Below are 12716 nucleotides of genomic sequence, written 5' to 3' on the forward strand. Positions count from 1 at the left end.
AAAATTAAATCTAGCATTTTGATTTTGAATTGAATTAAATGAGACAGCTAACGTGCAAATTCACAGTGGTCGCCCTAAAGATTTAGAAAAAAGAGCCAAAATCTTACAGGCTGCAAAATCTATTTTTTTAAAAATGGGTTACCACGCCACCAATATGAATCAGATTGCCAAAGAAGCAGGCGTGACTAAACTCACGGTGTACAACCATTTTCAGGACAAGGCTAACCTGTTTATCTGCGCCATTGAAGAAAGCTGTGAAGAATCGATTCGGACCAAACAGTTTGAACTGACCGCAGATTCTGATTTCAAACAGGCTTTGCAACTGATGTGTCAACGGGCTTTGAGTATTATCTATCTGCCTGAAGCACTGAAACTGGATTGCCTACTGTTTGAACTGGCAGCGGAACAAAGTCCATTAACCCAACAGTTTTTTGATGCGTCACATACCCGCATGTGTCATGTGTGGTGTGATTTTTTTGAGCAAGCCATCGCCTTTAAATTTATTCAGGCAGACGCGCCACTCAAGCAAACAGAGCTGATCATCTCGCTGATGTTAGGTATCCGTCATCAACAAGTGTTACTGGGTCTAGCCGCAGTGCCCACGGCGGATGAAATCGATCAGATCATTCAACATGCCATCGAGATTTTTTTGCTTAAATATCAACCTAAAAATTAGATAAAATTCACATTTTTTTACGTTCTGCTCTTGGAATGTCCCCCAATCGCGCTATAGTCGAGTGAGAACAACAGGAGAATTAGAATGATTCAACAAATCACTGCTCCATTACGTGAAGATGTCCGCTTACTCGGCAATTTACTTGGAGAGACCTTAAAGCAACATGCTGGGCAAGATTTGTTTAATCAGATTGAACAAATTCGCGCATTAGCCAAAGGTGCACGTGACGGCCAGATCGAAGCAGAAAAACAGCTCGAACAATTGTTTCTCGGTTTGAAAGATGAAGAAATTTTGCCGCTGACTCGTGCATTCTCACATTTTCTGAACTTCGCCAACATTGCGGAACAATATCATGTAGTGCGTAATCGTCGTCAGGCTGAGTTTGACGAACAAGCCCCTAATCCAAATCCTTTGTCACATTTATTTGAAAAATTCAAAACTGAACAGATCAACTCAAAACAATTATTCGAACAAATCTGCGATTTAAAAATTGAATTGGTACTTACAGCGCATCCAACCGAAGTCAGTCGTCGTACCTTGATTCAAAAATATGATGATATTACCGATTGCCTATCTCAACTAGATCAGCAAAAACTAACACCTCGTGAACGCCAACAAACCATCGCCACCCTGAAACAATTGGTCAGTTCAGCTTGGCAGACAGACGAAATTCGCCAACATCGCCCGACCCCTGTCGATGAAGCAAAGTGGGGCTTTGCGACGATTGAACAAACTTTGTGGAATGCTGTACCTAAGTTTATTCGTGAGCTGAATGAACTGACCCAACAGCATTGTGAACAAAACTTACCGCTCAATATCGCGCCAATTCGCTTTGCCTCATGGATGGGTGGTGATCGTGATGGCAATCCCAATGTCACCCATCAAGTCACCCAAGAAGTATTATGGTTATCACGTTGGCAAGCTGCTGATTTGTATTTGCGTGATATTGAAAATCTGCGTTGGGAACTGTCCATTCAAAGTTGTTCTGAGGAACTGACTCAAGCATTAGGTTATGAACACCCTGAACCGTATCGTGAATATCTGCGCGACACCCGTGAACGTTTAAAAGCCACCCGCTATTGGTTGGGGCAACGCTTACAAGGCCATGAAGCTGATGATAGTCAGATCATTCGAAATAAAGATGAATTATTACAGCCCTTATTACTCTGCTATCGCTCCTTAATCGAGAGCAACCTCGCTGAAATCGCCAATGGGCAATTGCTTGATTTTATATACCGAATCAATTGCTTTGGAATTGAGTTACTCAAACTCGATATTCGCCAAGAATCAGGGCGGCATCGTCAAGCCATTTCAGCGATTACTGAATATCTAGGTTTAGGCAATTTTGAATCATGGACTGAACAGGCTCGTCAAAACTTCCTTATTCAGGAACTACAAAGTAAACGTCCTTTACTGCCTAAATATTTCAATGAACCTGAAGGCAGCTTGATTCAACATCCTGATGTACTCGAAGTCTTTGCGACCATGCGCACTTTGGCTGAACAACCAGCTGAGAGCTTGGGTGCCTATATTATTTCGATGGCAGAATATCCAAGTGACGTCTTAGCTGTTTTACTCTTACAAAAAGAAGCTGGTATCCAACATCCTCTTCGAGTGGTGCCCTTATTTGAAACCTTAAAAGATCTTGATGGTGCAGCCAAAACCATGAATACCTTATTCAATATGCATTGGTATAAACAGCATATTCAAGGCAAACATGAAGTGATGATCGGCTATTCAGACTCGGCAAAGGATGCGGGCTTTATGTCGGCAAACTGGGCACAATATCGTGCGCAAGAAGAACTCACCGCTGTCGCTCGAGAACATGGGGTGCAATTGACTCTGTTTCATGGTCGTGGCGGTTCAATCAGTCGTGGCGGTGCACCAACACAACAAGCATTGTTCTCACAACCACCAGGTTCAATCTCTGGAGCAATTCGTGTCACTGAACAGGGTGAAATGATTCGCTTTAAATTTGGTTTAGAAGGCATCGCGCTACAAAATTTGGAAATATATACAGCGGCAACATTAGAAGCAACGTTATTGCCACCGCCAGAGCCAAAGAAACAATGGCGTGATTTGATGAATCAAATGACTGATTTATCGGTACAGGTTTATCGACAAACTGTGCGTGAAAATCCGAATTTTGTCAGTTATCTACGCACGGTCACACCTGAGTTAGAATTACAAATGCTACCGCTTGGTTCACGCCCAGCCAAACGCAAAGTTAGTGGTGGCATAGAATCTCTTCGAGCAATTCCTTGGGTATTTGCATGGACACAAATTCGCTTGATGTTGCCCGCTTGGTTGGGTACAGGCACGGCGATCAATCAGGTACATGAACAACACCAAAACACCTTAAATGAAATGCTTGAACAGTGGCCGTATTTCCAAACTTTAATTGATATGCTGGAAATGGTTTTATCCAAATCTGATGCAGATATTGCGCTCTATTACGAGTCTCACCTGACACAAAACCAAGACTTAAAAAACTTGGGGGTTGAATTACGCCAACGCCTACAAAATGCTGTAGATACCTTGCTCAGTCTTAAAGGTGAGTCTAAGCTTTTAAGTAATAATGAAGTATTGGATCAATCCATGCAGGTGCGTAAACCGTATTTATTGCCTTTACATTTACTGCAAGCAGAGTTAATGAAACGCCGTCGTCTGTATTTAGCCGAGCATCAAACCGAGCATAGCCCTGTCGATCATGCCTTAATGGTGAGTATTGCAGGTATTGCGGCAGGTTTGCGCAATACCGGCTAAATAAGAGCCTTGCCATCAACATAAATCACAGGTGTTGATGGCAAAATTGGCAAAACATTCCATTTTTAGAAAAAAATTAGAAAATATTTTTTAAATAAGATAGTTAACTTTTCAAATAATTTAGAAAAAAATAAATAATAAATACGATAGTTTATTTTGAAACACATTTTACCAAAAGGTAAAAATACAGACGTAAAAAACATGATCTGGCAATATTCTCAATGACTTATAGGTGAAAGCTCGTTTTAAGACAGGGTATCATACCCGCTGATATCACATAATGAGTCTCATCTATGTCAAATTGGTTTCCAAAATGGCAGCCGTATCAGGGAAAGATTGATCATCGCCCTGTCGCGACAAATGAATATTTACCGCCCTTACAAAGTGCGGTATTAGGGGTACAACACGCATTTGCAATGTTTGGTGCAACTGTTCTTGCACCCCTTCTGATGGGCTTTAGCCCCAACCTTGCCATCTTAATGTCAGGGATTTGTACTATTATTTTCTTCTTGATCACGGGTGGTCGTGTTCCAAGTTATTTAGGCTCAAGCTTTGCCTTTATTGGTGTCGTTGCAGCCGCAACTGGTCATATTACTGGGTCAGGAGCCAATCCAAACCTTGCAGTTGCGCTTGGTGGAATTGTTGCCTGTGGTATTTTTTATGCCTTGATCGGTTTTGCGGTCATGCTCACAGGCACGCGTTGGATTGAGAAACTCATGCCACCTGTTGTCACAGGCGCTGTGGTGATGATTATTGGTCTCAACCTTGCACCCGTTACTATTAAAGGCGTTGCTGGACAGCCTTTTGAAATGTGGATGGCACTCATCACTGTATTAAGCATGGGCATTATTGCTGTATTTACCAAGGGCTTATTACAACGTTTATTACTGTTAGTAGGTTTATTGATTGCTTATGCCATATATGTGGTTGCAACAAATATTCTAGGATTTGGTAAACCGATTGATTTCTCCCAAATCGCAGCAGCACCATGGTTTGGCATCCCAACTTTTTCACACCCAACTTTTGATTTAAATGCAATTTTAATTATTGCTCCCGTTGCATTGATTTTAGTCGCTGAAAATCTAGGTCACATCAAAGCAGTCGGTTCAATGACAGGTGAAGATCTTACACCTCAACTGGGTAAAGCTTTTGTTGCGGATGGTCTTGCAACGACCTTATCTGGTAGTGTTGGCGCACCGGGTATGACCACCTATGGTGAAAATATTGGTGTGATGGCAGTCACCCGTGTTTATTCTACGATTGTATTTGTAATCGCTGGCGTATTTGCAATTTTCTTGGGGCTGTCTCCTAAATTTGGCGCAGTGATTAGTACGATCCCGACAGCAGTCCTTACGGGTGCTTCGATCGTAGTATTTGGTTTAATTACCATTGCAGGTGCAAAAATCTGGATCGAAAATAAAGTCGATTTTTCTAATAATAAAAACCTGATTGTGGCTTCAGTGACCATTATTCTGGGTGCAGGCAACTTTGAATTACTGTTTGGTAGCTTTAATTTAGGGGGAATTGGAACCGCAACGTTTGCTGCGATTTTCCTGAACCTGTTATTCAGTTTAAAAGATAAACATTAGAATCGTGGGCAGCTTCGGCTGCCTTTTTATTTATTCCTGACTTTCCTGCTTATATTTATCTTCCAAAACATTGCTGATAATACTTTCAATCATCCAAACTCGATACAAACTATTAAAAACATAGCTCTGTCCATCTATACGTAATTCCAGTACAGGAAAATCTGGCTGATGCTTTTGCTGACAGAGTTCATCATTCTGTTTCAACAAAGCTTCAACATCCTGTTCAGTGACCTGTTCAATCTGCAAGCGCTTTTGCATTCGCTGAAAATGCGCCTTGAAGGATAAATCCCTACCCCGTGTCCAGACACTTTCCAGAATCTGGTGGATCACATCCACCTGCTGTTCCTCTGCAACACTATAAAACAGCTTCGCCATTTCATAAGTTGCTTCTTTAGTAGGCCGACAGAATGGGGTGAATGCCACCTGTGTACGTTTGGAAACACGGGTCGCCAAACTCCAGTCAAACCAATCTCGCCCATGATAGCTCAGCGGATAAACGCTCAATTGAATATTATAATAATTGGCCAGTTCTTCTTTGATATAAGCCAATAATAGCCAACTCATCGGGTCTTCAAGTGCAATATACAGATCTAATTCTGGATGTAAGCTTTGGACTTCTGTCAGTGACTCACCATCATTAATGAGATGCTCACGCCATTCGATATGATTAATCAGAAAAATTGGATTTCCGGTGAGTAATTTTTGTTGTTTCAAACGGCGTGTAAGGCGTAATAAATCATCAACGGCCTGATATTTACGCTCACCAAATTCGAAGTAACTGGCTGCAACAGGCACATCTTTAAAAATACGTTCAGGATAATCTTGAGGTGTTTGATGCTGACTTGCCATCGCATAAAGAGTACGTAATTTCCCATATTGTTGTTGCCATAACATGTGGAATACATCTTCGAGTAAATGTAAAAAATTGTGTTCTCTCAGAGGGGTATTTTTTAGAATTATTTCTGCTTGTTGTAATGCTTCTGGACTAGGTATTTCAGGGGTTTCATCGAAACCAAACCGATGTTGTTTGGCGAGAATTTTAGCATCATTCAAACAATAACTCTGCCAATCTTGTTGTGACATACCATTAGGAGGCTCAGCACCCTGTCTTGAAATAATCACTTTTAAAGGTTTTAGTTCATCACTCAAAATTTCATTGAGCTGATCAAGCTGTTGTACTGCAAGATAGCTATAAACATCGTCTAAACGCAGGTAAATACTTAAACCCTGTTCCGTGGGCAACACCGCCTGACGAGAAGGTTTTTGATAGAACCAACTCGATCGGATGGGATCAAACCAACGACGTAACAAAGACATGTCGATCGCCTCTAATGATTATAAAGTGATGAATGGATAAGCTTTCTCTAACTTGAATTCAAACAAGTGAGCAAATAAGTATAATGAGTATCTTATAAAATCAGAAAAAAGTCCCTCTTTATCGTAATAAAGAGGGATGATAAACATTGTCGCTTAGCAATAGTTTACAGAACGCGTACTGCACCTTTCGCAGCACTCGTTGAATGCAAAGCATAAATTTTCAAAGATTTTGAAACTTTACGCTTACGCTCTTCCGCTGGATGCCAACCTTTGGCTTCTTGAGCTGTACGGCGGTGCGCCATGGTTGCATCATCAACATCAAGGTGAATGGTACGATTCGGAATATCAATTTGGATAGTATCACCATCTTCAACCAGACCAATTGCACCACCTTCCGCTGCTTCTGGAGACACGTGACCAATTGATAAACCTGAAGAACCACCAGAGAAGCGACCATCAGTAATCAACGCACAGTCCTTACCCAAACCTTTCGACTTCAAGTAACTGGTTGGGTACAACATTTCCTGCATGCCTGGACCACCACGTGGGCCTTCATAACGAATGACAACGATGTCACCTGCCACGATCTTATGATCTAAAATCGCTTCAACCGCTGAATCTTGGCTTTCAAAAACACGCGCTGTACCCGTGAATTTAAGAATCGATTCATCCACACCCGCAGTTTTCACGATACAGCCATCTAAAGCGATGTTGCCATAAAGGACTGCCAAACCACCGTCTTTAGAGAAAGCATGTTCAGCATTACGGATCACACCTTTCTCACGGTCACCATCCAAAGTTGAATAATAACGGTTTTGTGAGAATGCCACTTGAGTTGGAACACCACCTGGTGATGAGCGATAGAACTCATAAACATCTGCATCTTCAGTGCGGATAATATCCCACTTGTCTAAGGCATCTTTGAGAGTAGGTTCATGTACCGTTGGGCAAGAGGTGTTCAGTAAGTTAGCACGATCGAGTTCACCCAAGATCGCCATGATACCCCCAGCACGGTGTACATCTTCCATATGCACATCCGACTTTGCAGGTGCAACTTTAGACAATACAGGTACTTTACGAGATAAATTGTCGATATCATCCATAGTGAAATCAACTTCTGCTTCATGTGCAGCAGCAAGCAAATGCAATACGGTATTGGTAGAACCACCCATTGCAATATCCAAAGTCATCGCATTTTCAAAAGCGGCTTTGGTTGCAATTGAACGTGGCAGAATGCTGTCGTCATTTTGTTCATAATAACGCTTCGCAAGTTCAACGACTAAACGACCTGCTTTTAGGAATAGTTTTTTGCGGTTAGCGTGAGTTGCAACAATAGAACCATTACCCGGCAATGATAAGCCTAAAGCTTCAGTTAAACAGTTCATTGAGTTGGCCGTGAACATACCTGAACATGAACCACACGTCGGACATGCCGAACGCTCAAATGCTGCAACTTCTTCATCGGTATAGCTTTCATCTGCTGCAACGACCATGGCATCAACTAAGTCGATTGCCTTTTCATCACCACGGAATTTGACTTTACCCGCTTCCATCGGACCGCCAGATACGAACACCACTGGGATATTCAAGCGCATTGCCGCCATCAGCATTCCTGGTGTGATCTTGTCACAGTTCGAGATACACACCATTGCATCGGCACAATGTGCATTCACCATATATTCTACAGAATCGGCAATTAAATCACGTGATGGTAGTGAATACAGCATCCCGTCATGACCCATGGCAATCCCGTCATCCACGGCAATGGTATTAAATTCTTTTGCGACACCACCAGAAGCTTCAATTTCTCGTGCAACCAGTTGCCCTAAATCTTTAAGATGCACGTGACCTGGAACGAATTGGGTAAATGAGTTGACCACCGCAATAATTGGTTTGCCAAAATCTTCATCTTTCATACCAGTCGCACGCCATAAACCGCGCGCGCCCGCCATATTTCTTCCATGTGTTGATGTTTTTGAACGATAATCAGGCATTTTGTATTCCCAACAAGTGTGTGCTCGAGATGAATAAGACATTCTCTCTGGCGAAATGATACTGAGCTTTTCCCATCATACTACAAGTTATCGTTTAACTGATGACCGGCGAACCTATCTTTTTTGTTCAAAGACAATTCCTTTCACCTAATTAGGGGCTAGTGGTTTTTTGGCTTATAATTTGGGGCAAATTTTCTGTGGATTATCTTTGTGAAGATCATTTTTGCTGGTACGCCTGAATTTGCGGCAACCGCATTGGCGGCATTATTAAAAACATCACACCAGATCATTGCGGTTTATACCCAGCCTGACCGTAAGGCAGGTCGTGGGCAAAAACTCACTCCCTCTCCTGTCAAGCAACTGGCACTTGAACATGGTTTACCCGTTTATCAACCACTGCATTTTAAAGCGTCGACTGAAGAAGGTTTAGCTGCTCGACAAGAACTTGCTGCACTTGGCGCAGATGTCATGGTGGTGGCAGCCTATGGTTTAATCTTACCGCAAGCGGTTTTAGATACCCCTAAATATGGTTGTTTAAATATCCATGGTTCGCTGTTACCCCGCTGGCGTGGCGCAGCACCGATTCAACGTGCCATTGCCACAGGCGATACAGAAACTGGCATTACCATCATGCAAATGGCAGCAGGTTTGGACACAGGCGATATGATGTACAAAACCTATTGCCCAATCACAGCAGAAGATACCTCTGCAACCTTGCATGACAAATTGGCGACTCAAGGTGCTGAAGCGATTTGTGCCGTGCTTGAGTCAGAGCAAAGCTTGCAGGATTTTATCGAAAAACGTGAAGTTCAAGATGAATCCCTCACGGTTTATGCACATAAATTAGTGAAATCAGAAGCACGAATTGACTGGACACAAACTGCAATCCAAATCGATCGCAATATTCGAGCGTTCAATCCTTGGCCTGTGGCTTTTATTCAATTGGATGAAAATAATGCTTTACGTGTTTGGAGTTCAATGCTCTCTGAACACAACAAGGCAGATGCACAAGTCGGTGAAATTCTTGCAATTGATAAACAAGGCGTACATGTTGCCTGTGGCGACAATACCGCGGTGTGCCTCACCAGCCTGCAATGGTCAGGTGGCAAGGCCCTAAATCCTGTACAAATTGCCCAAACTCAAAAATTACATCTTGGACAAATTCTCCCATGAGCCAATCGAATCAATCATCTGCAAAAAATTTGAATCTGCGCGCACAAGTGGTCAAAACACTTTTGGCGGTTCAAAACGGGCAATCTTTGGCTTCTGTTTTAAATCAACATATCAATATCGTTTCTGAACGTGACCGTGGTTTATATCACGAACTTACTTTAGGTTGTTTACGCCAATGGTATTCGTTAAAAGCCATTACCTTACCATTGCTCACAAAGCCATTAGACAATGAAGCACTCGAAAGTTGTTTATATCTAGGTTTATATCAAATTCTATGTACGCGCATTCCAGTACATGCTGCGATTTCAGAAACGGTAAATGCGGCTAAGCAACTTGGTTTCGAACCCATGAGTGGTTTGGTGAATGCGATTCTGCGTCGTGTTTCACGTGAAACAGCGGAATTTCAAACAGCTTTGAATAGTACGCATGGTTTACCAAGCTGGTTATTCAAGCGACTTAAAAAAGATTGGCCTGAGCAAGCAGAGACTCTATGCCAAGCCTTAAAACAAGTCGCTCCACTCACTCTTCGCATCAATCAACGCCAAGTCAGTCGTAACGAATATTTAGAGATTTTGGACGAAGAGCAGATTGATGCTCATCCTTGCATGCTTTCAAATGTGGGTATTGTTTTGGAACAAACGGGCAATATTACCCATTTACCAGGTTTTGAAGAAGGTGGTTTTTCCGTTCAGGATGAACATGCCCAATTGTGCGCGACGCTGTTACCGAACTTAGATAATAAAGTTGTTGTCGATGCTTGTGCTGCGCCAGGCGGTAAAACTGCACATATTCTTGAGCGCTTTAACCCTCAAAAACTGATTGCGCTGGATCATGATGCCAAACGTTTATTGCGTGTTTCTGAAAATTTAGAACGTCTTGCCTTAAATGACAACAATGTCGAGATTATTACCGCTGATGCCACCACTTGGCAGACACCAGAACCCGTCGATTGTATCGTGCTAGATGCGCCTTGTTCTGCAACAGGTGTGATTCGTCGCCATCCGGATATTCGTCTGTTAAGACAATCAACCGATATCGCACAAACGGTTGAATTACAAAAACAGATTCTTCAACAAATGTGGCAACAACTCAAAGTTGGTGGAACGTTGTTGTATATCACCTGCTCCATTCTAAAAGCTGAGAATGAACAGCAAATGGCGGCATTCTTCGCCGCACATGCCAATGCCGAAGAAATCAAAATCAATGCGGATTGGGGTATTGAACAGACTTATGGTCGCCAATTATTACCGTCTGCGCACTCTGGCGATGGTTTCTATTATTGCCGAATTAAAAAATTGGCATAATCAAAATAAAAAAAAGCAGGCTTCAAAGCCTGCTGTTTTTGAATCTATTTTAAAGCGTATGATGATCTTTAACTTCTTCTAAAACATCATCTAACTCTTCTGGATGTTTCATTAAGTGCAGAATCGACAAAGCAAGTCCGCCCCATAAAAACACCATTGAAATGATCATCATCACGATTGCTGAAGTATTCATAACTGCGCTCCTAGCGATCTTTCATTTTGCTGAGTATAACTGCAACGACAGCACAGAAAATCACACTGCCCCACCCAAAGATACCTTGCAAGCTCATGCTATACGTATCGTAACCATTTTTGACCAAGTTAAACACAGTCATGCTCAATGTGGTTAATAAGATCAAAGAGGTGATCACAGTTAAAGTGAAATCCCAACCTTTACCCAATTGAATCGTCGAAATACGGTTCACATGATCACGAAGTTCGATTAAAGCTGAACGCTTAAACCAAGCCACACTGATGATGGATAATAATGCACCACCAATAATCCCGATGTTATTGATAAAGTGATCCACAATATCAACCAGTTTAATCGCATTTACGCTTGAAAATAAGATAACTGAAACGAATGCGCTACCACCACCAATGATGGTTACTGCTTTCTTGCGGCTCCATTTTAACTTATCTTGCATGGCTGCAATCGGTACTTCCAAGATACTGACCATGGAAGAAATACCAGCGACAAAAAGCGAAGAGAAGAACAATAGACCAAATAAATCTGCACCTGCACCCAAGCTTGAAATGATTTTTGGAAAGGCAATAAATGCCAGACCAATACCACCACTGACGACATCTTGTACTTCTTTACCCGCGGTATGAGCCATAAAACCCAATGCTGCAAAAATACCAATACCAGCCAAGATCTCAGTTGAAGCATTGGCAAAACCAACGATCAACCCCGAACCTGTTAAATTGGTTTTCGGCTTTAAGTAAGAGGAGTATGTCACCATGATCCCGAAGCCAACAGATAATGAGAAGAAAGTGTGCCCATAAGCAGCTAACCACACTTTATAGTCCATCATCGCAGACCAGTTCGGCGTGAAGAATGCATTTAAGCCTTCAGCCGCACCAGGTAAACGTAATGATTGAATTACCAGAACTGTGAAGAGGACGAATAACAAAGGCATGAAAATCTTGTTGGATAATTCAACACCTTTTTTAACACCACCATACAAAATCACTAAGGTCAGTGCCCAAATCCCAACAATTGGCCAAAATAAATGGCTGACAAACTGCAAATCAAAGCCAGTTGCTTTCGAGGTCTGTAAGTACGTATTAAAGAAGAAACTTTCTGGGTCACTGCCCCACGCCTGACCAATCGAGAAATACACATAACTTCCCGCCCACGTCAGTACGCTGGCATAGTACAAACCAATAATGATACAGACACAGACTTGCCACCAACCTAGTGTTTCACCACCTTTAAATAAAGCACGATATGCTTTAGGGGGTGAGCCTGTACTACGATGTCCAGTCGCATAATCTAAAAATAAAAGAGGTAAACCAGCCGTAATTAGTGCGAGTAAATACGGAATAAGAAACGCACCACCACCATTTTCGTAGGCAACATAAGGAAAGCGCCAAATATTACCTAAACCTACAGCCGAACCAACGGCTGCAATAATAAAACCAGATCGTGATGTCCAGTTTTCACGAGAATCTGCCATATGACACCTAAATATATACCGCTGGCATTTTTCATACTGCGTTAGGTTTTATTATCCAACAGACATGAAAAGTGCCATAAAAAATATTGTTTTGCTTGCATGAAATTCCAACCTTGTGGGCCTCTCATTTTCATGAACAAACAAGCAAAAACCAAACCATCTTCCTTAAAGATTGGATTTTGTTTTTCTGCTTTTTAATAGCCGAACAATACCTG

General features: G+C 42.0%; 9 protein-coding genes. 5 read left to right on the top strand and 4 right to left on the bottom strand.

The features are described 5' to 3' along the window. Window positions 1-52: 52 nt before the first annotated feature. The 3 genes from ABLB98_RS13910 to ABLB98_RS13920 all read left to right on the top strand — a co-directional run bounded on the left by ABLB98_RS13910 (window position 53) and on the right by ABLB98_RS13920 (window position 5031). Entirely contained in the window at window positions 53-676 is a 624-nt protein-coding gene (locus ABLB98_RS13910) for a TetR/AcrR family transcriptional regulator (RefSeq protein WP_348883505.1), read from the top strand. 84 nt (window positions 677-760) lie between these two features. After that, window positions 761-3442 carry a phosphoenolpyruvate carboxylase gene (gene ppc, locus ABLB98_RS13915; protein WP_348883506.1) on the top strand — a complete coding sequence of 894 codons (2682 nt, stop codon included), beginning with the start codon at window positions 761-763 and terminating at the stop codon, window positions 3440-3442. Window positions 3443-3735: 293 nt separating this feature from the next. Next, window positions 3736-5031: a solute carrier family 23 protein gene (locus ABLB98_RS13920; protein WP_348883507.1), complete on the top strand. Its 1296-nt coding sequence runs from the start codon at window positions 3736-3738 to the stop codon at window positions 5029-5031. Window positions 5032-5061: 30 nt separating this feature from the next. On the opposite strand, the gene ABLB98_RS13925 is transcribed toward ABLB98_RS13920, so the two are convergent. Then, window positions 5062-6348, bottom strand: a complete 1287-nt coding sequence (locus ABLB98_RS13925) for a hypothetical protein (RefSeq protein WP_249570461.1) — start codon at window positions 6346-6348, stop codon at window positions 5062-5064. A 164-nt stretch (window positions 6349-6512) separates the two neighbouring features. Next, window positions 6513-8342 carry a dihydroxy-acid dehydratase gene (gene ilvD / locus ABLB98_RS13930; RefSeq protein WP_249570462.1) on the bottom strand — a complete coding sequence of 610 codons (1830 nt, stop codon included), beginning with the start codon at window positions 8340-8342 and terminating at the stop codon, window positions 6513-6515. A 210-nt stretch (window positions 8343-8552) separates the two neighbouring features. On the opposite strand from ilvD, the gene fmt reads away from it, so the two are divergent. Beyond that, window positions 8553-9515, top strand: coding sequence for a methionyl-tRNA formyltransferase (fmt, locus tag ABLB98_RS13935; RefSeq protein ID WP_249570463.1), 963 nt, complete (start codon window positions 8553-8555; stop codon window positions 9513-9515). Further along, window positions 9512-10819: a 16S rRNA (cytosine(967)-C(5))-methyltransferase RsmB gene (gene rsmB, locus ABLB98_RS13940; RefSeq protein ID WP_249570464.1), complete on the top strand. Its 1308-nt coding sequence runs from the start codon at window positions 9512-9514 to the stop codon at window positions 10817-10819. Before fmt ends, rsmB begins: the two co-directional genes overlap by 4 nt. Window positions 10820-10868: 49 nt before the next feature. Here the strand turns inward: rsmB and ABLB98_RS13945 are convergent, their stop codons facing one another. Together ABLB98_RS13945 and ABLB98_RS13950 are read right to left on the bottom strand one after the other, a co-directional pair. Next, window positions 10869-11012, bottom strand: a complete 144-nt coding sequence (locus ABLB98_RS13945; RefSeq protein WP_004659683.1) for a methionine/alanine import family NSS transporter small subunit — start codon at window positions 11010-11012, stop codon at window positions 10869-10871. Between the two features lie 10 nt (window positions 11013-11022). Further along, window positions 11023-12501: a sodium-dependent transporter gene (locus ABLB98_RS13950; protein ID WP_005157132.1), complete on the bottom strand. Its 1479-nt coding sequence runs from the start codon at window positions 12499-12501 to the stop codon at window positions 11023-11025. Window positions 12502-12716 lie beyond the last annotated feature (215 nt).

The sequence above is a fragment of the Acinetobacter yuyunsongii genome (assembly GCF_041021915.1).
In the GTDB taxonomy this organism is placed as follows: domain Bacteria; phylum Pseudomonadota; class Gammaproteobacteria; order Pseudomonadales; family Moraxellaceae; genus Acinetobacter.